Genomic DNA, 24,705 nt, shown 5'->3' with positions numbered 1-24,705 from the left:
TCTGCGGCCCTTGCAGGCCGTATCGCGGGGCAAGTCCGCTCCCACGCACACCGTGCATACGCGGCTGGCGTGGGAGCGGGCTTGCCCCGCGATGCATTCGCCATTTTCACTCAGGATTGAGCTTTGTCCCACGCCCCGCAACGTCGCTGGTACCTCCCGGTTTCCCTGGTCGCCGCCCTGGTCCTGCTGCCCCTGAGCGTCCTGCTGCTCTCGTGGCAGTCGATCGACCTGCAGATCTGGTCGCACCTGCTCGACACGCAGATGAGCCGTCTGCTGGGCAATACCCTGACCTTGGTGCTGGGCGTGGGCCTCGGGGTAACCGTGCTTGGTGTGAGCCTGGCTTGGCTGACCAGCCTCTGCGAGTTTCCCGGCAGGCGCTGGCTAGACTGGGCGTTGATGCTGCCATTCGCCATCCCGGCCTACGTGCTGGCGTTCGTCTTCGTCGGCCTGCTGGATTTCGCCGGGCCTGTGCAGAGCGCGCTGCGCGAGGTGTTCGGGCCGATGCGCCTGCCACGGGTGCGCTCTACCGGCGGCGTGATCATCGTCCTGGTGTTGGTGTTCTACCCCTATGTCTACCTGCTGGCGCGTACCGCCTTCATCGCCCAGGGCAAGGGCCTGATGGAAGCCGCGCGAGTGTTGGGCATGTCGCCGCTGCAAGCCTTCTGGCGGGTAGCCCTGCCGATGGCCAGGCCGGCTATCGGGGCGGGCATTGCCCTGGCGCTAATGGAAACACTGGCAGATTTCGGCGCGGTGGCGGTGTTCAACTTCGATACCTTCACCACTGCGATCTACAAGACCTGGTACGGCTTCTTCAGCCTTTCCAGCGCAGCGCAACTGGCCAGCCTGCTGTTGTTGGTGGTGATGCTGGTGCTGTACGGCGAGCGCCGCGCTCGCGGGGCGAGCCGCACTGGCAACGAGCGGCCACGCGGGCAGGCGCTGTATCACTTGCGCGGCTTCAAGGCGCTGGCGGCCAGCGGCTGGTGCATGCTGGTGTTTGCCTGCGCCTTCGTCATTCCGCTGCTGCAACTGTTGGCGTGGTTCTGGCAACGCGGTCGGCATGATCTGGATGAGCGCTATGTCGGCCTGGTGCTGCACACCCTTTACCTGGGCGCCATGGCAGCGTTGATCACCGTGAGTGTCGCGCTGCTGCTGGCCTTCGCCCGCCGCCAGGCGCCAACCAGAGTTATCCGGGCCGGGGTCGGCTTGGCCAACCTTGGCTACGCCTTGCCTGGCTCGGTGCTGGCGGTGTCGATCATGCTGGCGTTCAGTTACCTGGACAATCAGTTGGTGGTGCCACTGTCCAAGTGGCTTGGCGGCGCCGGCAAACCCTTGCTGCTGGGCAGCCTGGCCGCCTTGTTGATGGCCTATCTGGTGCGCTTCATCGCCGTGGCCCATGGCCCGCTGGAAAGCACGCTGGAGCGCATACGTCCGTCCCTGCCGGAGGCATCGCGCAGTCTTGGGGTGGGCGGGCCAAGATTGTTTTTCAAGGTATATCTGCCGCTGTTGGTGCCTGGTGCCCTGAGCGCCGCTTTGCTGGTGTTCGTCGATGTCCTCAAAGAGATGCCGGCGACTTTACTGATGCGTCCGTTCGGCTGGGACACCCTTGCGGTACGGGTGTTCGAGATGACCAGCGAAGGTGAATGGGCACGCGCTTCGCTGCCGGCCTTGACCTTGGTGATGGTCGGCTTGCTGCCGGTCATCGGGCTGATTCGCCGTTCAGCTCGGCGCCCGGGTCACACTCACTGAGGATGCCAGTCCGCGCCCTTGCGGCTACAATGCGCGGCATTCGCTGCGGCGGGTCCTACAAGAAAAGGTGACGATTAAACGTTGCCGACCGCCGCTGCTTCGCCACGCCCGGAAGGAGAAACCCATGGGACAGCGCACGCCTCTGTACGACCTGCATCTGGCGCTAGGCGCCAAAATGGTCGATTTCGGCGGTTGGGACATGCCCCTGCACTATGGCTCGCAAGTCGAGGAGCACCATCAGGTGCGCAGTGACTGCGGGGTGTTCGACGTCTCGCACATGACCGTGATCGATGTCTACGGCAACGCCGCCACGGCCTGGTTGCAGCACTTGCTGGCCAATGATGTGGCCCGTCTTGAGGGTATCGGCAAGGCGCTCTACAGCACCCTGCTCAACCATGACGGCGGGGTGGTCGACGATCTGATCGTCTATCGCACTGAAGATGGCTATCGCCTGGTGGTCAACGCGGCCACCCGCGACAAAGTGCTGGCCTGGCTGCACGCGCATAGTGCAGGGTACGAAGTCGGTTTCGAAGAACGTGCGGAGTTGGCGATCCTGGCCATCCAGGGCCCCCGCGCCCGCGACAAAGTTGCCGAGCTGGTCAGTGCCCCACGTGCAGCGGTGATTCGCGAGCTGAAGCCGTTCGAAGGGGTGATCGAAGGCGACTGGTTCGTCGCCCGCACCGGCTATACCGGTGAAGATGGCCTGGAGATCATCCTGCCGGGTGAGCAAGCCCCGGCATTCTTCAACGACCTGGTCGGAGCCGGCATCGCCCCCAGTGGCCTCGGTGCCCGCGATACCCTGCGCCTGGAAGCCGGGATGAACCTCTACGGCCAGGACATCGACGAGCAGCATACCCCGCAAACCTCCAACCTCGGCTGGTGCATCGCCTGGGAGCCCGCTGAACGCGACTTCATCGGTCGTGCCGGCCTGCTCAAGGAAATCGAGCACGGCGTGCAGGAAAAACTGGTCGGTCTGGTGCTCGAAGAGCGTGGTGTATTGCGTGCGCATCAAGTGGTACGTGTCGCCGGGATTGGCGAAGGAGAGATCACCAGTGGTAGTTTCTCTCCTACGCTGAGCAAATCCATTGCCCTGGCGCGTGTACCGATGGCTACCGGCGACCGGGCCGAGGTCGAGATTCGTGGTAAGTGGTACCCGGTGCGGGTGGTCAAACCGACCTTCGTGCGCCACGGCAAGATTCTGATCTGAACATTTTTCTGGCGGACCGACCGCTGACCCTATCGAGGATTACAAGACATGAGCAATATCCCCGCCGACCTGCGTTTTGCCGAAAGCCACGAGTGGGCTCGCCTGGAAGCCGATGGCAGTGTGACCGTGGGCATCAGCGACCACGCCCAGGAAGCCCTGGGTGACGTGGTGTTCGTCGAACTGGCGGAAGTTGGCAAGGTCTTCGCCGCTGGCGATGCCGCTGGCGTGGTCGAGTCGGTCAAGGCCGCTTCCGATATCTACGCGCCGGTCGGTGGCGAAGTGATCGCCGTCAACGAGGCCCTCAGTGACAGCCCTGAGGAGCTGAACAACGATCCGTACGCTGCCTGGATCTTCAAGCTCAAGCCGGCCAACCCTGCCGAGCTGGACAAACTGCTGGACGCTGCTGGCTACGCTGCCGCCATCGGCGAGTAAGTTTTCCCGCAACATCGACGATCCCTTCCTAGACTTGTAAGTCTCTCTGTAGGAGCGGGCTTGTCCCGCGATCAAGGGCAAGGCCCTTGCCATCCAGCGCTGATGGCAGGGCTGGCCTGGTCGCACGACAAGCCGCAGCGGCGAACCGCCGCTCCTGCATGGGTTTCTGGTCGAGGAAGAGGTCGCCATGTCCCAGTCGCCATCCCTGAGTCAACTGCAAGAGCTCAACCCGTTTCTGCGTCGTCACCTGGGGCCTGATGCCTCGGAGCAGAAAGCCATGCTCGACGCCTTGGGCGTCGCCAGCCGCAGCGAACTGATCGAGCAGACCGTTCCCCCTGGCATCCGCCTGAACCGCCCCCTCGATTTGCCCGCAGCCCTCGATGAGCAGGCCGCCCTGGCCAAGCTCGCTGCACACGCCGCCCAGAACCAACTGTGGACCAGCCTGATCGGCATGGGCTATCACGGCACCCTCACGCCGACCGTGATCCTGCGCAACGTGCTGGAAAATCCAGGTTGGTACACCGCCTATACGCCGTATCAGCCAGAGATCGCCCAGGGGCGCCTGGAGGCCTTGCTGAATTTCCAGCAGATGGTCATCGACCTCACCGGCCTCGACCTGGCCAACGCCTCGCTGCTCGATGAAGCCACCGCCGCGGCCGAAGCCATGGCCTTGGCCAAACGCGTGGCGAAGAGCAAAAGCAATGCGTTTTTCGCCGACCAGCACTGTCACCCGCAGACCCTGTCGGTGCTCAAGACCCGCGCCGAAGGCTTTGGCTTCGAGCTGATCGTCGACGCTGTGGATAACTTGGCCAAGCATCAGGTGTTTGGTGCGCTCTTGCAGTACCCCGATACCCACGGCGAAGTGCGCGACCTGCGCCCGCTGATCGAGCAATTGCATAAGCAGCAGGCGCTGGCCTGCGTTGCCGCCGACATCCTTAGCCTGGTCGTGCTCGCGCCGCCCGGCGAACTGGGCGCAGACGTGGTGCTCGGTTCGACCCAGCGCTTTGGCGTACCGATGGGCTACGGCGGCCCGCATGCCGCCTATTTTGCCTGCCGCGACGAGTTCAAGCGGGCCATGCCCGGGCGCATCATCGGCGTCTCCCGCGATGCTCGGGGCAACACCGCGCTGCGTATGGCCCTGCAAACCCGTGAACAGCATATTCGTCGCGAGAAGGCCAATTCCAACATCTGCACAGCACAAGTGCTGCTGGCCAATATCGCCGGCTTCTACGCGGTCTATCACGGCCCCGAAGGTTTGCTGCGCATCGCCCAACGCGTGCACCGGCTGACCTTCATTCTTGCCGCAGGCCTGGAAGCCAAAGGCATCAAAAGGCTCAATCAGCACTTCTTCGACACCCTCACGCTTGAGGTTGGCGGCACCCAGGCAGCGGTCATCGAAAGCGCTGAAGCGGCGCAGATCAACCTGCGTATTCTCGGCCGGGGGCACTTGGGCGTGAGCCTGGATGAGACCTGCGACGAGGCAACAGTGCTGCGCCTGTTCGATGTGTTCCTCGGTGTTGACCATGGCCTGGATATCGCCACGCTGGATCGGCAAGCCCACCCCGAGGGCATCCCAGGCGCCCTGGTGCGGCGCACGCCGTTCCTCGCCCACCCGGTATTCAACCTGCATCACAGCGAAACCGAGATGCTGCGCTACCTCAAGCAGCTGGAGAACAAAGACCTGGCGCTCAACCAGTCAATGATCCCGCTTGGCTCCTGCACCATGAAGCTCAACGCCACCAGTGAAATGATCCCGATCACCTGGCCAGAATTTGCCAACCTGCACCCGTTCGCCCCCGCGGCCCAGGCCGTGGGCTACAAGGCGATGATCGATGAGCTGGAAAGCTGGTTGTGCGCCATTACCGGCTTCGATGCGATCTGCATGCAGCCCAACTCAGGCGCCCAGGGCGAATATGCCGGGCTGATGGCGATCACCCGCTATCACCGCAGCCGCAAGCAGCCACTGCGCACGCTCTGCCTGATCCCGTCTTCGGCGCATGGCACCAATCCGGCTTCGGCGCAGATGGCTGGCATGGAGGTGGTGATCGTTGACTGTGATGAGCAGGGCAACATCGACCTTGCCGATCTCAAGGCCAAGGCACAGGCGGCCGGCGAACGGCTTTCCTGCCTGATGGTCACCTACCCCTCGACCCATGGCGTGTATGAGGAGGGCATTCGCGAGATCTGCGAGGTCATCCATCAACATGGCGGCCAGGTGTACATGGACGGCGCCAATCTCAATGCCCAGGTCGGCCTGGCGCGGCCAGCGGATATCGGCGCCGACGTCTCGCACATGAACCTGCACAAGACCTTCTGCATCCCCCACGGCGGTGGTGGCCCAGGCATGGGCCCGATAGGGGTGCGCGCCCATCTCACGCCGTTCGTCGCCAGCCACCCGGTAGTCCCGGTGCCTGGCCTGGACCCTAACAACAGCGCAGTCAGTGCCGCGCCCTGGGGCAGTGCGAGCATCTTGCCGATCAGCTGGATGTACATCGCCATGATGGGGCCACAACTGGCCGATGCCAGCGAGGTGGCGATCCTGTCCGCCAACTACCTGGCCAGCCAGCTCAGTGGCGCCTTCCCGGTGCTCTACCGTGGGCGCAATCAGCGCGTGGCGCACGAATGCATTCTCGATCTGCGACCACTCAAGGCGCAGACCGGCATCAGCGAAGAGGATGTCGCCAAGCGCCTGATGGACTATGGCTTTCATGCGCCGACCATGTCGTTCCCGGTGCCAGGGACGTTGATGGTCGAGCCGACCGAAAGCGAGTCAAAGGCTGAGCTGGATCGCTTTATCGAGGCGATGCTGGCGATTCGTGCGGAGATTGCCCAAGTGCAGGAAGGAAACTGGCCGGCGGAGGACAACCCGCTCAAGCATGCGCCGCATACCTTGGCCGATGTGTTGGGTGGTTGGAATCGGCCGTATAGCCTGGAGCAAGGTATTGCGCCGAGTGCGCATGTGCGCCAGCACAAGTATTGGCCAGCGGTGAATAGGGTCGACAACGTATATGGCGACCGAAACCTGTTCTGTGCCTGTGTACCGGTTGAGGCTTATCGCTGAAGGTATAGCGAGAACGACTTCTTTGCGGGTGAGCCCCCCCACTGGTTCTGTGCGCCGCTGTACCTGTGGGAGCGGGCTTGCCCGCGAACGAGGGCAGAGCCCTCGCCCTATCCCGAGCGTTACTCAGCTAGCGCATTCTTGGCCAAAATCGCATTGGCCAGCTCCATGTCGCTAGCTTCCACCCCAGGGTTATCCGCCCGCACCTGGCGAATCGCCGCCTCCAGGAACGGCCCCCGAATCGCCCCTTCACTGGCCACGAAGCTACCGGCATCATCCTGTGCGGCGACCACCAGCTTGTGATCCTTGAAGGTCAGGTAGGTCGACGCAGTGGTAGCGCCGGAAGAAATGACGTTACGCCAGAACGTGTCGGCCATGACGCCGCTAACGGGCAGGCAGAACAGAGCAGCAGCAGCAATGGCTGTTTTGAGACGCATGGAGAATAACCTCGAATGATGAGGGCTGAAAAATGCCCGCTGTTGGAGCGGCTTTCAGTCATCCAAGTTCCCTTTTTCAAAGGGATTTTTCATCAGCTACAGACCCTCAGCACCTCGCTCATGCTGGTCAATCCACGGGCGATTTTGTCTTCACCGCTGCGCCGTAGATCGTGCAGCCCTTCGCGCACGGCCTGCTGACGCAAGCTGGCCAGGTCAGTGTCCGGGCCGATACTGGCGCGCAGGCCAGCGCCCGGCACCAGCAACTCGAACAGCCCGGTGCGACCGTGATAACCGGTGCCGCGGCACAGCCGGCACGGCGTGCTGTGCAGGCCTGCCGCACCTTGGCAGTCGATGCACAAGGTGCGCACCAGGCGTTGAGCCATGACCCCGATCAAGGTCGCCTTGATCAGGTAATCGGCCACGCCCAGCTCCTGCAAACGAGTGATCGCGCCGCAGGCGTCGTTGGTGTGCAGGGTCGACAGCACCAAATGACCGGTAAGTGCAGCCTGGACTGCGACCTGAGCGGTTTCGCGGTCACGGATTTCACCGATCATGATGATGTCTGGGTCTTGGCGCAGCAGCGCGCGCACGCCGTTGGCGAAGCCTAGGTCGAGGCCGGGCTGGACTTGCAGCTGGTTGAAGGCCGGTTCCAGCCGCTCGATGGGGTCTTCGATGGTGCACAGGTTGACCTGAGGCGTGGCCAGGCGTTTGAGGCTGGCATAGAGGGTACTGGTCTTGCCCGAGCCGGTCGGCCCGGTCAGCAGGATGATGCCCTGGCGCTGGCTGAGCAGACCTTCCCACTGGCGCAGCAACTCGCCATCCAAGCCTAGGTGATCGAAGTTCTCGTGCAATTGCTCTGGGTCGAACAGGCGCAGCACCAACTTTTCACCGAACGGCGTAGGCAGCGTGGACAGACGCAGCTCGACCTCGGCGCCTCCTGGCAGGCGGCTCTTCAAGCGGCCATCTTGCGGGCGGCGCTTTTCGGCCACGTCCATCCGTCCCAGGTGCTTGATCCGGCTAACCAGGGCCAATGTCACGCTGGCGGGAAAGGCGTAAACAGTATGCAGCAGACCATCGATCCGGTACCGCAGCCGGCCCTGCTCGCGGCGCGGCTCAAGGTGGATATCGCTGGCGCGCTGTTCGATGGCGTACTGCAGCAGCCAATCGACGATGTGCACGATATGGGCGTCATCCGCGCTGGCTTCAGCCTGGCGCCTGCCTAGTTCGAGCAGCTGCTCCAGCTCGCCTAGCCCGTGGTCTTGTTGCAAGCCTGCGCCTTGTACCGAGTGCGCCAGGCGGAACAGGGTTTGACCGAGTTGACGAATTTGCAGCGGGCTGGCCAGCACGCGCTGGATGGTCTTGCCCAGACTGCGCGCAAGATCGGCCTCCCATTCGCGTTGATAGGGTTGGGCGCTGGCGACAGTGACGCTGTGATCGTCCACCGCTACCGCGAGAATGCCGTGGCGGTTAGCGAAGGCGCGCGACATCACTGCGCTGATGCGCGACAGGTCCAGCTGCAACGGGTCGATGCGCAGGAAGGGTTGCTCGACCTTATCGGCAAGCCATTGGCAGAGGGTGTCCAGGTCTAGGCGCTGGCCGGGATGCTGGCGGTCTTCCAGGGCCAGTCGGGCGATGGTTTCCAGGGGATGGTCGGCAGCTGGGGCGGGGTGTTCGAGTACCTGAAGGGCGTCATTGGGTTGCAGGCGCTGCTCGGCCAGCAGGGCGTCGAGCAGGCGGTTCAGGTCGAGGTCGTGGTTGGTGGCGGTGTGCATGCTGGCGGCGTCCTTGCCGAGGAGAGGAGTCCTGGAAAGGCTAGTCTGGCGGTGGTTGCACAGTGTTGGTGAACAGTTGCCGGATTTTACCGGGGCAGTGCCGGCCCTATCGCGGGGCAAGCCCGCTCCCACGATGATCGGCAGGCCGCCAGTGGCTAGCTGTTCAGCAGGCAGTCGCTCCTGGAGCTGATCAGCAGGCTGCCAGCTCGTGAAGCTGCGGTTGGTTGACCAGCTCCACATCCGCCACACACACCAGGTTACGCAACTTTTGCGCGATCACCTCGGCGCGGTGCCAGCTCAAGCCACCAATGCCGATTTCGATATCCAGCCAATCCCCCTGCTGGCTCATCTGCACGCTGGTCGGTGTAAGAAACTGCAAGGCAAATAGGTTCAGCACCCGGCACAGGCTGTCTGGCTCCGCCTCAGCCTGCAGCTGATAGCGCACACTGCTGTGCGCGGCGCTGGCGGCCCAGGCGTCGGTGCGGGGAAGGGTGTCGGGCCGTTCGAGTGCGTTCATTGCTGTTCTCCACCAGGGTGGGAGAATTCTGCCACGCTTGCAGCGGTATTTTTTCGCTATGATTCGATCAATTTGCCAAGTTGGCAGATTGAATGATTCGTGACTTGGCAATATGGAGAATTATCAATGCAAGCAGAGCTGGATGCATACGACCGGCGCATTCTTGAGCTGCTCCAAGAAGATGCGTCGCTGTCCAGCGCGCAGATCGCCGAGCGGGTCGGCCTCTCGCAGTCGCCGTGTTGGCGGCGGATTCAGCGATTGAAAGAGGAGGGTGTTATTCGTGGCCAGGTCACGCTGCTCGACCGCAAGAAGGTCGGCCTGAACACGCAGATCTTCGCCGAAGTGAAGCTAAACGCTCACGGGCGCTCGAACTTCGCCGGCTTCACCGAAGCGATCCGCGAATTTCCAGAGGTGTTGGAGTGCTACGTGCTGATGGGCTCGGTGGACTTTTTACTGCGCATCGTCACCCCGGACATTGAAGCTTACGAACGATTTTTCTTCGAGAAGCTGTCGAATGTTCCGGGGATCCAAGAGGTCAATTCGATCGTGGCCTTGTCCGAGATCAAGTCCACGACCAGCTTGCCATTAACGCGTTGAAGGTGACTTGAGCAGGTGCTTCCAGGCGCGGTTCTGTTCGATCGCGCGGGCTTGCTCGATGCGCGCGTCCTGCAGCGCCAGAGACTGCTCCTCGTCCTCGGACAGCGGCTGCTCAGCCAGCTGGTGCAGCTTGTTCAGCTCGCCGTAGAGTCGGTCCAGCTGAGGCACGTCCAGCACTTGCCGGGCGTGGTGCAGCCAGGCTTGCAGGGTCTCGATGCGCGGTAGCTGCTCGGCCAGGTCTTCCGGACGCTGGACATACAGTGGCAGCTTCAGGGCGCGGGCTTCTTCGCCGAGCAAGTGTTGCAGCCAGCTCGACAGCTGCGCCTTGCCCTGGCGTTCACCACGGCCTTTACGTTCGACGGTCCAGGCTCGGGCAGTGAGCCAGCGCGAGGTTTGCAGGGAGAACTGGCCCCAGCGCGGGTCTTCCAGTTCTTCGGCGAACTGCTCAGGGGCGGCGCGACGAATGTCTTCATCATCGTTGCCGGCCATTACCAGCGGGCGCCAGTCTTCCAGCAATGCATCGAGGCTGGCGCGCAGCTCGCGGGTGGTTGGCCGCGGCGCCGCCTGGCCCAGGCTACCGACCAGGGCGCGCAGCTCTGCCAGGCAGCGTACCCAGTCCTTGAGCAGGCTCCAATGGCCGTTGTGGCGATACTGCTCGGCCAAACGCTGGCTGCTGCCCAACAGTTGCCAGGCGAGCGCGGCAAAGGCGTCGTCCACCGCCATTTCGGCATCCAGCTCGGTGCCCGGCAGGCCCAGCTCGTAGCTGTCTGGCTCAAGCAGGCGGTAGCCGCGCTCGGCCTTGCTGATGTCGCAGGGCATCAGGGCCAGGGTGGCGGACAGTTCGGCGGCCAGTTCCAACAGCGCTTCAGGTGCGCCTTCACGCAGCTCCAGCTCCAGCTCGCAGATTTCTTCCTTGCGCTTGCCGGCGATGACGAAGCCCTGATCCAGTGCGGCCTCGATGACGACCTTGGCCTTGCCACGGCCCCAGGAGATCTCGGCGAACTCGCGGGTGAAGTCGGTGGTGAACAGTGGCTTGATGGTTTTTTTGTCGAGCTCGGCCAGTTGCTCGGGCCAGCAGCTGGCGTCGAGTTTCTTCAGGTCGAGCTTGGCTTTGTCCAGTTGCCACTCGTACTCGTTGCGCTCGGACAGCCCAGCGACGCTCTGGCCGCGGCACTTGAGGGTCTGGATGACGACATCGCCATCACGGCGCAGGCGCAGCGCGACACGGGCGGCGGACAGTTCACGCGCGGGGGTGTCGAAGTACTGGTTGAGCAGTTCGCGGGTCTGCCAGCCGGACTTGTTGCGCTTCTTCAGCAAAGGGTGCTCGCGCAGGGCGGCGAGGGTCTCGCGGCTGGCGCGGAGTTTGAGTTCGGTTTCTTTGTGCATCGCGGGCTCGAAGGAGGGGCATCGTGGTGTGCAGTCTACAGCAGTACACCTACAAGGGTTCATTTGAGGTGGTGGATGGTTCAAGCATATCTGGGCGCGCAGCGGCCCCGACAGTGCTTGCTCGGCCAGCGGCATGCAGGGTTATGATGAACCCACGCTTTTGAGGAGTACGTGCATGCCGTTGCCGTCGCTGAAAGACCAGTTCGCCGCCCTGATCGCTGCGCCTTCGGTCAGTTGTACCCAGCCTGCGCTGGATCAGTCCAACCGTCAGGTCATCGAGCTGTTGGCCGGCTGGCTGGGCGATCTGGGCTTCAAGTGCGATATCCAACAGGTCACACCCGGCAAATTCAACCTGCTGGCCAGCCGTGGCACGGGTCCCGGTGGCCTGGTCTTGGCTGGCCACAGCGACACTGTGCCGTACGATGCCCTGCTGTGGAAAACCGACCCGCTGAAGCTGACCGAGGTCGGTGATCGCTGGGTCGGCCTGGGCAGCTGCGACATGAAGGGTTTCTTTGCCCTGGTCATCGAGGCGGTGCTGCCGCTGCTGGAGCATGACTTCAAACAGCCGCTGCTGATCCTCGCGACCTGTGACGAAGAAAGCTCCATGTCCGGCGCGCGCGCCCTGGCCGAAGCAGGCCAGCCGCTGGGCCGCGCTGCAGTGATTGGCGAGCCCACCGGGCTCAAGCCGATCCGCATGCACAAGGGCATCCTCATGGAGCGCATCGAGATTCTCGGCCGCAGTGGCCATTCGTCGGATCCAAGCCTGGGCCGCAGTGCCATGGAAGCCATGCACGCGGTGATGGGCGAGATGATCGCCCTGCGCCAGCAATGGCAGCAGACCTACCGTAATCCGCAGTTCAGCGTGCCGACACCGACCCTGAATTTCGGCTGTATCCATGGCGGCGACAACCCCAACCGCATTTGTGGCCAGTGCGCGCTGGAGTTCGACCTGCGCCCGCTGCCGGGCATGGACCCAGAGCAACTGCGCGCGGCGATCCGCGAGAAACTGGTGCCGCTAGCCGAGCAGCTCGATGTGCGTATCGACTACAAACCGCTGTTCCCGGAGGTGCCGCCGTTCGAGCAAGCGGCCGACGCCGAACTGGTGCAAGTGGCCGAGCGCCTGACCGGCCATCGCGCCGAAGCGGTGGCCTTTGGCACCGAAGCGCCGTACCTGCAGCAGCTGGGTTGCCAGACCATTGTGCTGGGCCCTGGCGACATTGCCTGTGCCCATCAGCCGGGCGAGTACCTTGAAATGTCACGCATCGAGCCTACCGTGCGTCTATTGCGTGATCTGATCAGGCACTATTGCCTGAGCTAAACGTCCATTGACCTGATTCGTTCCTGCCTAGAGGAGAGTACGCGTGACCGCAAGCCTGTTCCGACGATGACTTTCGAACGTTGTGCGCCTTGACCGTTCTCCGTCCACTTATCCACAGGCTCTGTCATGCCCGAATACGTCAACTGGCTACGCCATGCGTCCCCGTACATCAATGCCCATCGCGACTGCACCTTCGTGGTCATGCTTCCCGGCGATGGCGTCGAACACCCGAATTTCGGCAACATCGTCCACGACCTGGTACTGCTGCACAGCCTTGGCGTGCGCCTGGTGCTGGTTCATGGCTCGCGTCCGCAGATCGAGAGTCGCCTGGCGGCCCGCGGCCTGACCCCGCACTATCACCGCGGCATGCGTATTACCGATGCTGCCACGCTGGACTGCGTGATCGATGCGGTCGGCGCCCTGCGGGTGGCCATCGAGGCGCGTCTGTCGATGGACATGGCCGCTTCGCCGATGCAGGGCTCGCGCCTACGCGTGGCCTCCGGCAACCTGGTCACCGCCCGGCCAATCGGCGTGCTGGAAGGGGTGGATTATCACCATACCGGTGAAGTCCGGCGGATCGACCGCAAAGGCATCAGCCGGCTGCTCGATGAGCGCTCCATCGTGCTGCTGTCGCCATTGGGCTATTCACCGACCGGCGAGATTTTCAACCTGGCCTGCGAAGACGTCGCCACCCGCGCTGCGATCGAGCTGGGCGCCGACAAGCTGCTACTGTTTGGCGCCGAGCCGGGCTTGCTCGATGAGAACGGCCGGCTGGTGCGTGAGTTGCGGCCACAGCAGGTCGCGCCGCATCTGGTCCGCCTCGGTACTGATTATCAGGGTGAATTGCTCGATGCCGCCGCCGAGGCCTGCAAAGGCGGCGTGGCGCGCAGTCATATCGTCAGTTATGCCGATGACGGTGCGCTGCTCACCGAGCTGTTTACCCGCGACGGTGGCGGCACGCTGGTAGCCCAGGAGCAGTTCGAGATTGTCCGTGAGGCGACTATCGAGGATGTCGGCGGTTTGTTGGAGCTGATCAGCCCCCTGGAAGAGCAGGGCATTCTAGTGCGCCGCTCGCGTGAAGTGCTCGAGCGTGAGATCGAGCAGTTCAGCGTGGTCGAGCGCGACGGCATGATCATCGCGTGTGCGGCGCTGTATCCAATTGCTGATTCCGAAGCGGGGGAGCTGGCGTGTCTGGCGGTGAACCCGGAGTACCGTCATGGCGGGCGCGGCGATGATCTGCTGGAGCGGATCGAGGCGCGGGCGCGGGCGGTGGGGTTGAAAACCCTGTTCGTGCTGACTACGCGCACGGCGCACTGGTTCCGCGAGCGCGGCTTTGAGCCAAGCGGCGTCGAGCGGCTGCCGGCGGCGCGGGCGTCGCTGTACAACTTCCAGCGTAATTCGAAGATTTTCGAGAAGTCGATCTAAGCGGGGGGCAGTGCTAGGCATTGTCTCAGCGCTGCCTGTATTGGGGCTGCTTCGCAGCCCTTCGCGGCGGTTCGGCGCCCCGACAAGCCCGCTCCCACAGGGATTGTATTGATCTGTGGTTGGTGGTGTGCGTGTGGGAGCGTCGAGCAGATGGTCGGTGCTGTTCTGTTGGGACAGGCTGGCTTCTACTAAGCCTGTGCAGGCACACCATCGATCCTTCAGGTCAAAGTGATCCCTGTGGGAGCGGGCTTGTCGGGGCGCCGAACCGCCGCGAAGGACTGCAAAGCAGCCCCAATACACACGGCACAAAGCGCACCATGAAAAACGCCGTCTGAGAAGACGGCGTTTTCATTTACACGGTATGCAGATACCAGTTGTACTCGAGGTCAGAGATCGAGTGCTCGAACTCCTCCAGCTCGCTCTCCTTGCACGCGACAAAGATGTCGATGTACTTCGGATCGATGTACTTGTTGAGGATCTCGCTGTCGTCCAACTCGCGCAGCGCATCGCGCAGGTTGTTCGGCAGGCTTTGCTCCAGTTGCTCGTACGAGTTGCCTTCGATTGGCGCGCCTGGCTCGATCTTGTTGGTCAGACCATGGTGCACGCCTGCCAGCACGGCCGCCATCATCAGGTACGGGTTGGCATCGGCACCGGCTACACGGTGCTCAAGGCGCACGGCGTCCGGCGAGCCGGTGGGTACGCGCAGGGCCACGGTACGGTTGTCCAGGCCCCAGCTCGGCGCGTTGGGCACGTAGAACTGAGCGCCGAAACGGCGGTACGAGTTGACGTTCGGGCAGAGGAACGCCATCGACGCGGGTAGGGTCTCGAGCACACCGCCGACAGCGTGACGTAGCGCGGCGTTCTGCTCGGGATCCTCGCTGGTGAAGATGTTGTTGCCATCTTTGTCCAGCACGGAAATGTGTACATGCAGGCCGTTGCCTGCCTGGCCCGGGTAGGGCTTGGCCATGAAGGTGGTGTCCATTTCATGGTCGTAGGCGATGTTCTTGATCAAGCGCTTGAGCAGCACCGCGTAGTCACAGGCCTTTAGCGGGTCGGCAACGTGGTGCAGGTTGACTTCGAACTGCGCCGGGGCGCTTTCCTTGACGATGGCGTCGGCCGGAATCCCCTGCTCTTTGGCACCTTCGAGGATGTCCTGCAGGCAGTCGGCGTATTCGTCGAGGTCGTCGATCAGGTAAACCTGGGTCGACTGTGGGCGTTTGCCGGAAATCGGCGAGCGCGGCGGTTGTGGGCGACCGTTCACGTTCTCCTGGTCGATCAGGTAGAACTCCAGCTCGAAAGCGGCGCAGATGGTCAGGCCGAGTTCATCGAACTTGCTCACGACCTGACGCAGCACTTCACGTGGATCGGCGAAGAACGGCTCGCCTTCGATCTCGTGCATGGTCATCAGCAACTGCGCGGTCGGGCGTTTTTGCCAGGGCTCGTTGGACAGCGTGTCAGGGATCGGATAGCAGATGCGGTCCGCATCGCCGATGTCCAGACCCAGGCCCGTGCTTTCAACGGTGGAGCCGTTGATGTCGAGGGCGAAGAGGGAGGCCGGCAGGTTAATGCCTTTCTCGTAAACCTTGTGGAGGCTGGTGCGCTCAATGCGCTTGCCGCGCACCACACCATTCATATCTGCAATCAGAAGGTCAACGTAGAGAACCTCAGGATGTTCCTTAAGGAACGCGTTCGCTTCGTTAAGCTGAACGGCACGCGGGGGTACCGACATGATGCAACACCTTTGTTGTTAAAAATATCAATCAAGGGGGGCTTGCAACCTCAGTCAATCGGAAAGAACTACTGAAGTCAAGCCAACCCCATGATGCCCTGAAATGGCACATCGACGGCCGATTTGCTGCATATCGGGGCGTGCCATTATCCGCTATTTTGCCTCGGAAGGGTTATCTCACGCGGGCCGTGTTTTATTTTTTACGGAGATGTTGTGTAAAAAAATGAACAAGGCTAAGCTCGGCCTCAACCCAAAACACAATAATACGAGGGTCACATGGTCCGCTTGCCGCGACCTGCACGTGCTGCCTGCGCAGCGCATTCAGGTACCCGTTCCGCTCGCCGCAAGGTCTTCGCGCACAGCGCCGTAGACGTCGATGCCCTGGCCGCAATAATTGACGGTCGGCACGGTCCATTCACCTTAAGTAGCAGTTTACTGCACGCCTTTCGTTTTTCCTGCCCTTCGAATGCTTCATGGACGCACGCCTTGCGCGGGTATCCAGTGACGTCCTGCGCGCGCCGCTTTGCTTTGCCACGGCAGTGCATCCAGAATCAATGCGTGGGTCTGCTGCGGCCATTGCAGCCGAGCAGCGTCCACCTTGATCGACGCCAGGCGTCAGTAGCGCCCGACATACTCCAGCCGGGCCACCTTACCTCCTGAGGTATTTATGAGTAACAACCTCGACCAGCTCACCGATTGGTTGAAAGAGCACAAGATCACCGAAGTGGAATGCCTGATCAGCGACCTGACCGGCATCACCCGCGGCAAGATCTCGCCGACCAACAAGTTCATCGCCGAAAAAGGCATGCGCCTGCCCGAGAGCGTATTGCTGCAGACCGTGACCGGCGACTACGTCGACGATGACATCTATTACGAGCTGCTGGATCCTGCCGATATCGACATGATCTGCCGCCCCGACGAGAACGCGGTGTTTCTCGTGCCGTGGGCCATCGAACCGACCGCCCAGGTTATCCACGACACCTACGACAAGAAGGGCAATCCGGTCGAGCTGTCGCCGCGCAACGTATTGAAGAAAGTGCTCAAGCTCTACGCTGACAAGGGCTGGCAGCCGATTGTCGCGCCAGAGATGGAGTTCTACCTGACCAAGCGCAGCGAAGACCCGGACTTCCCGCTGCAACCGCCAGTCGGCCGTTCGGGCCGCCCGGAAACCGGCCGCCAGTCGTTCTCGATCGAGGCTGCCAACGAATTCGACCCGCTGTTCGAAGACGTCTACGACTGGTGCGAACTGCAGCAGCTGGACCTCGACACGTTGATCCACGAAGACGGCACGGCGCAGATGGAGATCAACTTCCGTCACGGCAACGCCCTGCACCTGGCTGACCAGATCCTGGTGTTCAAGCGCACCATGCGCGAGGCCGCGCTCAAGCACAACGTCGCCGCCACCTTCATGGCCAAGCCCATGACCGGCGAGCCCGGCAGCGCCATGCACCTGCACCAGAGCGTGGTCGATGCGCACACCGGCAAGAACATCTTCTCCAATGAAGATGGCAGCATGAGTGAGCTGTTTCTCAACCACATTGGCGGCCTGCAGAAGTTCATCCCCTACGTGCTGCCGCTGTTTGCCCCCAACGTCAACTCGTTCCGCCGCTTCCTGCCCGACACTTCGGCGCCGGTCAACGTCGAGTGGGGCGAAGAGAACCGCACTGTGGGCCTGCGCGTGCCCGATGCCGGTCCGCAGAATCGCCGGGTGGAAAACCGCCTGCCGGGCGCCGACGCCAACCCCTACCTGGCGATTGCCGCCAGCCTGCTGTGCGGCTACATCGGCATGGTCGAAGGCATCAACCCGAGTGCGCCGGTCCAGGGTCGGGGTTACGAGCGGCGCAACCTGCGCCTGCCGCTAACCCTCGAAGATGCCCTTGAGCGAATGGAGAACTGCCAGGACCTGGAGAAATACCTGGGCAAGAAATTCATTACCGGCTACGTCGCGACCAAACGCGCCGAGCATGAAAACTTCAAACGGGTAATCAGCTCCTGGGAACGTGAGTTCCTGCTGTTTGCCGTCTGATCAACCCTGGGGCCGCAGGAGCGCGGCTGTCGCAAAACGGAGAAGCACATGAGCGTCAACAACCCGCAAACCCGTGATTGGCAAACCCTGAGCAGTGAGCACCACCTGGCGCCTTTCAGCGACTACAAACAGCTGAAAGAGAAAGGTCCGCGCATCATCACCAAGGCCCAGGGCGTGCATTTGTGGGACAGCGAGGGGCACAAGATCCTCGACGGCATGGCTGGGCTGTGGTGCGTGGCGGTCGGTTATGGCCGTGATGAGCTGGTGCAAGCGGCCGAGAAGCAGATGCGCGAGCTGCCGTACTACAACCTGTTCTTCCAGACCGCCCACCCGCCCGCGCTGGAGCTGGCCAAGGCGATCACCGACGTGGCCCCCAAGGGCATGACCCATGTGTTCTTCACCGGCTCCGGCTCCGAAGGCAATGACACCGTGCTGCGCATGGTCCGCCATTACTGGGCACTCAAGGGCAAGCCGCACAAGCAGACCATCATCGGCCGCATCAACGGCTACCACGGCTCCACCGTTGCTGGCGCAAGCCTCGGTGGCATGAGCGGCATGCATGAGCAGGGCGGCTTGCCGATCCCGGGCATCGTGCATATCCCGCAGCCGTACTGGTTCGGTGAAGGCGGCGAGATGAGCCCGGACGATTTCGGCGTGTGGGCTGCCGAGCAGTTGGAGAAAAAGATTCTCGAGGTCGGCGAAGACAACGTCGCCGCCTTCATTGCCGAGCCGATCCAGGGCGCTGGCGGGGTGATCATTCCGCCACAAACCTACTGGCCGAAGGTGAAAGAGATCCTCGCCAAGTACGACATCCTGTTCGTCGCTGACGAAGTGATCTGCGGCTTCGGCCGTACCGGCGAATGGTTCGGCTCCGATTACTACGACCTCAAGCCCGACCTGATGACCATCGCCAAGGGCCTGACCTCCGGTTACATCCCCATGGGCGGTGTGATCGTGCGTGACACTGTGGCCAAGGTGCTCAGCGAAGGCGGCGATTTCAACCACGGTTTCACCTATTCCGGCCACCCGGTGGCGGCGGCGGTAGGCCTGGAAAACCTGCGCATTCTGCGTGACGAGCACATCGTCGAGAAAGCCAAGACAGAAGCGGCACCGTATTTGCAGAAACGTCTGCGTGAGCTACAGGACCACCCACTGGTGGGCGAAGTGCGCGGCCTGGGCCTGCTCGGCGCGATCGAGCTGGTCAAGGACAAGGCGACTCGCAGCCGTTACGAGGGCAAGGGCGTGGGCATGATCTGCCGAAACTTCTGCTTCGAGAACGGCCTGGTGATGCGCGCGGTAGGCGACACCATGATCATTGCGCCGCCGCTGGTGATCAGCCATGCCGAGATCGACGAGCTGGTGGAAAAGGCACGTAAATGCCTGGACTTGACCCTTCAAGCGGTGAAATGACCACCTGCTACGCTAGCGTTGTGACATTAAGCGGTTACAAGGCCCTGCTTTCCTTGAAACAGCGCCTTGTAACTTGCCAGACTAGCGACTGTTTCAGTCGCCCAACGCGTGTACTGCGGGACCTGGCAGCTGAACGGATGGCTAATTAAAAAAATCTGGAGCATGACGCATGAAGAAAATGGGCAAGACGTTGCTGGCCGCAGCCCTGATGGGTGCCATGGCCACTGCTGTTCAGGCTGAAGATAAGGTGTTGAACGTCTACAACTGGTCGGACTACATCGCGCCGGACACCATCGCCAAGTTCGAGAAACAGTCTGGTATCAAGGTCAAGTACGACGTCTTCGACAGCAACGAGACCCTCGAAGCCAAGCTGCTGGCGGGCAAGTCGGGCTACGACGTGGTCGTGCCGTCCAACAACTTCCTGGCCAAGCAGATCAAGGCTGGCGTCTACGAAGAACTGGACCGTTCCAAGCTGCCGAACTGGAAGAACCTCGACGAAGACCTGCTCAAGGCCGTCGGTGACGCCAGCGACCCGGGCAACAAATACGCCTTCCCCTACATGTGGGGCTCGATCGGCATTGGCTACAACCCAGAGAAGGTCAAGGCCGCGCTGGGCGTGGACAAGATCGACTCGTGGGACGCCGTGTTCAAGCCAGAGAACATCGCCAAGCTCAAGAGCTGCGGCGTGAGCTTCCTGGATGCGCCGACCGAAATGCTCCCGGCTGCGCTGCACTACCTGGGCAAGCCGAGCAACAGCACGACCAAGGAAGACCTGAAGGCTGCTGAAGACCTGTTCCTGAGCATCCGTCCTTCGATCACCTACTTCCACTCGTCCAAGTACATCGGTGACCTGGCCAACGGCAACATCTGCGTAGCGGTCGGCTACTCCGGTGACCTGGAGCAGTCCAAGGCCCGTGCCCACGAGGCCGGTGACAAGGTCAAGCTGGACTACATCATTCCTAAAGAAGGTGCCGGCACCTTCTATGACATGGTCGCCATTCCCAAGGATGCCGAGCATAAGGAAGCCGCCTACAAGTTCATGGACTTCCTGTTGCAGCCTGAAGTCATGGCCGAGATCACCAATGCCGTGCGCTTCCCGAACGGCAACAAGGCCGCGACCCAGTTCGTCGACAAAGACATCACCAGCGACCCAAGCATCTATCCACCAGCCGACGTGAAAAAGCAGCTGTACGCCATTGCCGCTCCAGAAGCTGCAGCCCAGCGCCTGATCACCCGTAGCTGGACCAAGATCAAGTCGGGCAAGTAAGCCTGTGCTCAAGCCCTCTGCGCCGGGGTTCTCCGGCTCAGGGTGGCTGTAAGGCAAATAAGTTTGCGGCATCGAGGCTGCAACGGTAAGTTGCGCGCCGGTTTCGCGTGTACGGCGCGGCTTACTACTACGGCACACCGTCACTGAATGCACTGATTGTGAGGAGCATCCACTTGTCTATTTCTGTATTTCGCAAAGCCTTGATGGCTGGAGCGGGCCTGACGCTGGCATGCAGCGTCCAAGCGGCGCCAACGGTGCATTTCTATAACTGGTCGGACTATATCGGGCCGACCACCCTCGCCGATTTCGAGAAAGAAACCGGGATCAAGCCGGTGCAAGACGTCTTCGATTCCAACGAGACCCTGGAAGGCAAGCTGCTGGCCGGTCGCACCGGCTATGACGTAGTGGTGCCGTCCAACCATTTCCTCGGCAAACAGATCAAGGCGGGCGCGTTCCAGAAGCTCGACAAGAATCTGCTGCCCAATTATTCCAACCTGGATCCTGCGCTGATGAAGCGTCTGGAAAAGAACGATCCGGGCAACCAGTACGCCGTGCCTTATCTGTGGGGCACCAATGGCATCGGCTACAACGTCGACAAGGTCAAGGCGGTGCTGGGCGTAGACACCATCGATTCGTGGGCGGTGCTGTTCGAGCCCGAGAACATGAAAAAGCTCTCCACCTGCGGCGTGGCCTTCCTCGACTCGGCGGACGAAATGCTGCCGGCGGTGCTCAACTACATGGGCCTGGACCCGAACAGCACCAATGCCAAGGACTATGAAAAGGCCGAGCAGAAGCTGCTGGCCGTGCGTCCCTACGTGACCTACTTCCATTCCTCGAAGTACATCACCGATTTGGCCAATGGCGACATCTGCGTCGCCGCCGGTTTCTCCGGCGATATCTTCCAGGCCAAGGCCCGTGCTGAAGAAGCCAAGAAGGGCGTCAACCTGGCCTACGCGATTCCCAAGGAAGGCGGCAACCTCTGGTTCGATGTCCTGGCGATTCCTAAGGACGCCAAGAACCTCAAAGAGGCGCACGCCTTCATCAACTATTTGCTGAAACCTGAGGTTATCGCCCAGGTCAGTGATTACGTCGGTTACGCCAACCCGAACCCCAAGGCTGGCGACCTGATGGACCAGGCCGTGAGGACTGACGCCGCGGTTTACCCACCGCAGGAAGTGCTGGACAAGATGTTCGTCAACAGTGAGTTGCCGCCGAAGGTGCAACGTTTGATGACCCGCAGCTGGACCAAGGTCAAGTCGGGCAAATAATCATCCAGACCCGCCACGCCAAGGGCGGGCTTAAAAATCTTGTTGGGAGTTTCACTCATGGCAGTTGCCTCCGGTGCCTATAAGAAAGCCCTCGAGGGTGGCCAGCAACCCAAGCAGGTGCTGGTCAAGATCGACCGGGTCACGAAGAAATTCGACGAAACAATTGCCGTGGACGATGTGTCCCTGGAAATCCGCAAAGGCGAGATCTTCGCTCTGCTCGGTGGCTCCGGCTCCGGTAAGTCGACCTTGCTGCGGATGCTGGCCGGCTTCGAGCGTCCGACTGAAGGCCGGATCTTCCTCGATGGCGTCGACATCACCGACATGCCGCCCTACGAGCGGCCGATCAACATGATGTTCCAGTCCTACGCGCTGTTCCCGCACATGACCGTGGCGCAGAACATCGCCTTCGGCCTGCAACAGGACAAGATGCCCAAGGCCGAGATCGAAGCCCGTGTGGCCGAGATGCTCAAGCTGGTCCACATGACCCAGTACGCCAAGCGCAAGCCGCACCAGCTTTCCGGTGGCCAGCGTCAGCGGGTAGCCCTGGCTCGCTCGCTGGCCAAGCGTCCCAAGCTGCTGCTGCTCGACGAGCCGATGGGTGCGCTGGACAAGAAGCTGCGCTCGCAGATGCAGCTGGAGCTGGTCGAGATCATCGAGCGCGTGGGGGTAACCTGCGTGATGGTGACCCACGACCAGGAAGAGGCCATGACCATGGCCCAGCGCATCGCCATCATGCACCTGGGGTGGATCGCCCAGATCGGCTCGCCGATCGACATCTACGAGACCCCGACCAGCCGCCTGGTCTGCGAGTTCATCGGCAACGTCAACCTGTTCGAAGGTGAAGTGGTCGACGACGCCGAAGGCCACGCGGTGATCGCCAGCCCTGAGCTTGAGCGCAAGATCTACGTCGGCCACGGCGTGACCACCTCGGTCGAGGACAAGCACATCCTCTACGCACTGCGTCCGGAGAAGATGCTGGTCACCACCCAACAGCCGACCTGCGAGCACAACTGGTCGCGCGGCAAGGTTCACGACATCGCCTACCTGGGTGGTCACTCGGTGTTCTACGTCGAGCTGCCGAGCGGCAAGGTCGTACAGTCGTTCGTGGCCAACGCCGAGCGCCAGGGCACCCGCCCAACCTGGGGCGATGAAGTGTACGTGTGGTGGGAAGATGACAGCGGCGTGGTACTGCGCTCATGAAAATTCGCAAGCTCAAGCGAGCCTTCCAGCGCCTGGTCCCGGAGGGGCGGCACCTGGTGATCGGCGTGCCGTTCATCTGGCTGTTCCTGTTCTTCATGCTGCCGTTCTTCATCGTCCTGAAGATCAGCTTCGCCGAAGCCGACGTGGCGATCCCGCCGTACACCGAGATCTACAGCTACGTCGAAGACAAGATCCAGCTGGTCCTCAACCTGGCCAACTATGGCCTGTTGACCGAGGATGAGCTGTACATCTCGGCCTACCTGGGCTCGTTGAAGATGGCCTTCTTCAGCACCCTGTTGTGCCTGTTGATCGGCTACCCGATGGCCTATGCCATTGCCAACGCGCGCAAAGAAAGCCAGACCGTGCTGTTGCTGCTGATCATGATGCCGACCTGGACCGCGATCTTGATCCGCGTATATGCCTGGATGGGCATTCTCAGCAACAACGGGCTGCTCAACAGCTTCCTGTTGTGGATCGGCTTGATCGACCAGCCGCTGCAGATCCTCAACACCAACCTGGCGGTGTACATCGGCGTGGTCTATTCGTACCTGCCGTTCATGATCCTGCCGCTCTACGCCAACCTGGTCAAACACGACCAGAGCCTGTTGGAAGCCGCCTCTGACCTGGGTTCGAGCACCTTCAACAGCTTCTGGAAGATCACCGTGCCGCTGTCGAAAAACGGCATCATTGCCGGCTGCATGCTGGTGTTCATCCCGGTGGTGGGCGAGTTCGTCATTCCTGAGCTGCTTGGCGGCCCGGAAACCCTGATGATCGGTAAAGTGCTGTGGCAGGAATTCTTCAACAACCGTGACTGGCCGGTAGCGTCGGCGCTGGCGGTAGTGATGCTGGCGATCCTGATCGTGCCCATCCTGCTGTTCAACCGCAGCCAGGCCAAAGAGATGGAGGGCAGGGCATGAAGCGCTTCAGTTTCTCCAAGCTGATGCTGGTGCTCGGCTTGCTGTTCATCTACCTGCCGATGCTGATTCTGGTGATCTACTCGTTCAACGCCTCCAAGCTGGTAACGGTGTGGGGCGGCTGGTCGATCAAGTGGTACGTCGGCCTGCTCGACAACTCGCAGCTGATGGGCTCGGTGATGCGCTCGCTGGAGATCGCCTGCTACACGGCGATCGCCGCTGTGGCGCTGGGCACCCTGGCGGCCTTCGTGCTGACCCGCGTGACCCGCTTCAAGGGCCGCACGCTGTTCGGTGGTTTGGTGACCGCACCGCTGGTCATGCCTGAGGTGATCACCGGTCTGTCGCTGTTGCTGCTGTTCGTGGCCATGGCGCAGATGATCGGCTGGCCGCAGGAGCGCGGCATCGTCACCATCTGGATTGCCCACACTACGTTCTGTGCGGCGTATGTGGCGGTGGTGGTGTCGGCGCGCTTGCGCGAGCTGGACCTGTCGATCGAAGAAGCGGCAATGGACCTGGGTGCCAAGCCGTGGAAGGTGTTCTTCCTGATTACCATCCCGATGATCGCGCCATCGTTGGCGGCGGGCGGCATGATGTCGTTCGCCCTGTCGCTGGACGACCTGGTGTTGGCCAGCTTCGTCTCGGGGCCAGGTTCGACCACCTTGCCGATGGAAGTGTTCTCGGCGGTGCGTCTGGGCGTCAAGCCTGAGATCAACGCCGTGGCCAGCTTGATTCTGCTGTCGGTGTCGCTGGTGACCTTCATGGTCTGGTACTTCAGCCGCCGCGCTGAAGAACATCGTCGCAAGGCGATCCAGCAGGCTATCGAGGAAGGCGCTGCGGCGAACTTCTCGCAGCCACAGGTCAAGCGCCCGTCTCCGGCTGCCGCGTCGGCTTGACCCACTCGCTTAGGGCCGCACTGCGGCCCTAAGCGGCGGTTCGGCGTTCTCTGCTCCGGCGCAACGTCAAAAGTGATGATGCTCATCAGTTGTGCTGGACCTT

The 24,705-nt window shown here is 61.9% G+C and carries 19 protein-coding genes; 14 read left to right on the top strand and 5 right to left on the bottom strand.

What is annotated here, in order from left to right; genetic code table 11:
• Positions 1-123 precede the first annotated feature (123 nt).
• The 4 genes from ACI2JX_RS23685 to gcvP all read left to right on the top strand — a co-directional run bounded on the left by ACI2JX_RS23685 (position 124) and on the right by gcvP (position 6,446).
• Complete coding sequence (locus tag ACI2JX_RS23685) at positions 124-1,746, top strand: ABC transporter permease (protein WP_404691106.1); 1,623 nt, start codon at positions 124-126, stop codon at positions 1,744-1,746.
• A 124-nt stretch (positions 1,747-1,870) separates the two neighbouring features.
• Positions 1,871-2,953 carry a glycine cleavage system aminomethyltransferase GcvT gene (gene gcvT, locus ACI2JX_RS23680; RefSeq protein ID WP_186555846.1) on the top strand — a complete coding sequence of 361 codons (1,083 nt, stop codon included), beginning with the start codon at positions 1,871-1,873 and terminating at the stop codon, positions 2,951-2,953.
• 48 nt (positions 2,954-3,001) lie between these two features.
• Positions 3,002-3,385 (top strand): glycine cleavage system protein GcvH, encoded by a 384-nt coding sequence (gcvH, locus tag ACI2JX_RS23675; RefSeq protein ID WP_264236820.1) that lies wholly within the window; start codon positions 3,002-3,004, stop codon positions 3,383-3,385.
• Positions 3,386-3,572: 187 nt separating this feature from the next.
• The gene (gene gcvP, locus ACI2JX_RS23670) at positions 3,573-6,446 is read left to right on the top strand and encodes an aminomethyl-transferring glycine dehydrogenase (protein ID WP_404691105.1); all 2,874 of its coding nucleotides are present in this window, start codon (positions 3,573-3,575) and stop codon (positions 6,444-6,446) included.
• A 119-nt stretch (positions 6,447-6,565) separates the two neighbouring features.
• Here gcvP and ACI2JX_RS23665 read toward each other — a convergent pair whose 3' ends face one another.
• The 3 genes from ACI2JX_RS23665 to ACI2JX_RS23655 form a co-directional block, all read right to left on the bottom strand.
• Positions 6,566-6,880: a DUF2388 domain-containing protein gene (locus tag ACI2JX_RS23665; RefSeq protein ID WP_264236817.1), complete on the bottom strand. Its 315-nt coding sequence runs from the start codon at positions 6,878-6,880 to the stop codon at positions 6,566-6,568.
• A 92-nt stretch (positions 6,881-6,972) separates the two neighbouring features.
• The gene (locus tag ACI2JX_RS23660; RefSeq protein ID WP_264236816.1) at positions 6,973-8,652 is read right to left on the bottom strand and encodes a GspE/PulE family protein; all 1,680 of its coding nucleotides are present in this window, start codon (positions 8,650-8,652) and stop codon (positions 6,973-6,975) included.
• A 190-nt stretch (positions 8,653-8,842) separates the two neighbouring features.
• Complete coding sequence (locus ACI2JX_RS23655; RefSeq protein WP_264236815.1) at positions 8,843-9,169, bottom strand: hypothetical protein; 327 nt, start codon at positions 9,167-9,169, stop codon at positions 8,843-8,845.
• Positions 9,170-9,295: 126 nt separating this feature from the next.
• Here ACI2JX_RS23655 and ACI2JX_RS23650 point away from each other — a divergent pair, with 126 nt between their 5' ends.
• A complete protein-coding gene (locus ACI2JX_RS23650) occupies positions 9,296-9,766 on the top strand; it encodes an Lrp/AsnC family transcriptional regulator (protein WP_186555852.1) in 471 nt (156 codons plus the stop codon).
• Here ACI2JX_RS23650 and ACI2JX_RS23645 read toward each other — a convergent pair.
• A complete protein-coding gene (locus ACI2JX_RS23645) occupies positions 9,755-11,152 on the bottom strand; it encodes an inorganic triphosphatase (protein ID WP_392468282.1) in 1,398 nt (465 codons plus the stop codon). The two genes, ACI2JX_RS23650 and ACI2JX_RS23645, sit on opposite strands and share 12 nt — an antisense overlap.
• A gap of 175 nt (positions 11,153-11,327) precedes the next feature.
• Here ACI2JX_RS23645 and argE point away from each other — a divergent pair, with 175 nt between their 5' ends.
• Together argE and argA are read left to right on the top strand one after the other, a co-directional pair.
• Positions 11,328-12,470, top strand: a complete 1,143-nt coding sequence (argE, locus tag ACI2JX_RS23640; protein ID WP_404691104.1) for an acetylornithine deacetylase — start codon at positions 11,328-11,330, stop codon at positions 12,468-12,470.
• Between the two features lie 126 nt (positions 12,471-12,596).
• Positions 12,597-13,895 (top strand): amino-acid N-acetyltransferase, encoded by a 1,299-nt coding sequence (argA, locus tag ACI2JX_RS23635; protein ID WP_264236812.1) that lies wholly within the window; start codon positions 12,597-12,599, stop codon positions 13,893-13,895.
• 352 nt (positions 13,896-14,247) lie between these two features.
• Here the strand turns inward: argA and ACI2JX_RS23630 are convergent, their stop codons facing one another.
• Entirely contained in the window at positions 14,248-15,624 is a 1,377-nt protein-coding gene (locus ACI2JX_RS23630; protein ID WP_186555856.1) for a glutamine synthetase family protein, read from the bottom strand.
• 667 nt (positions 15,625-16,291) lie between these two features.
• Between ACI2JX_RS23630 and ACI2JX_RS23625 the strand changes: the two genes are divergently transcribed.
• The 7 genes from ACI2JX_RS23625 (at position 16,292) to ACI2JX_RS23595 (ending at position 24,602) form a co-directional block, all read left to right on the top strand.
• Positions 16,292-17,650 carry a glutamine synthetase family protein gene (locus ACI2JX_RS23625; RefSeq protein ID WP_186555857.1) on the top strand — a complete coding sequence of 453 codons (1,359 nt, stop codon included), beginning with the start codon at positions 16,292-16,294 and terminating at the stop codon, positions 17,648-17,650.
• 48 nt (positions 17,651-17,698) lie between these two features.
• Positions 17,699-19,060 (top strand): aspartate aminotransferase family protein, encoded by a 1,362-nt coding sequence (locus ACI2JX_RS23620; RefSeq protein ID WP_404691103.1) that lies wholly within the window; start codon positions 17,699-17,701, stop codon positions 19,058-19,060.
• A gap of 169 nt (positions 19,061-19,229) precedes the next feature.
• Positions 19,230-20,327 (top strand): polyamine ABC transporter substrate-binding protein, encoded by a 1,098-nt coding sequence (locus ACI2JX_RS23615; RefSeq protein WP_392468277.1) that lies wholly within the window; start codon positions 19,230-19,232, stop codon positions 20,325-20,327.
• Positions 20,328-20,500: 173 nt separating this feature from the next.
• Positions 20,501-21,595: a polyamine ABC transporter substrate-binding protein gene (locus ACI2JX_RS23610; RefSeq protein WP_186555860.1), complete on the top strand. Its 1,095-nt coding sequence runs from the start codon at positions 20,501-20,503 to the stop codon at positions 21,593-21,595.
• Between the two features lie 57 nt (positions 21,596-21,652).
• A complete protein-coding gene (gene potA / locus ACI2JX_RS23605) occupies positions 21,653-22,795 on the top strand; it encodes a polyamine ABC transporter ATP-binding protein (RefSeq protein WP_186555861.1) in 1,143 nt (380 codons plus the stop codon).
• Positions 22,792-23,712: an ABC transporter permease subunit gene (locus tag ACI2JX_RS23600; RefSeq protein ID WP_264236808.1), complete on the top strand. Its 921-nt coding sequence runs from the start codon at positions 22,792-22,794 to the stop codon at positions 23,710-23,712. Before potA ends, ACI2JX_RS23600 begins: the two co-directional genes overlap by 4 nt.
• Positions 23,709-24,602: an ABC transporter permease subunit gene (locus ACI2JX_RS23595; RefSeq protein WP_186555863.1), complete on the top strand. Its 894-nt coding sequence runs from the start codon at positions 23,709-23,711 to the stop codon at positions 24,600-24,602. Before ACI2JX_RS23600 ends, ACI2JX_RS23595 begins: the two co-directional genes overlap by 4 nt.
• Positions 24,603-24,705: the final 103 nt, after the last annotated feature.

The organism is Pseudomonas sp. NPDC088890, from assembly GCF_044900155.1.
In the GTDB taxonomy this organism is placed as follows: domain Bacteria; phylum Pseudomonadota; class Gammaproteobacteria; order Pseudomonadales; family Pseudomonadaceae; genus Aquipseudomonas; species Aquipseudomonas urmiensis.
This window is presented reverse-complemented; position numbering and strand designations above follow the sequence as displayed.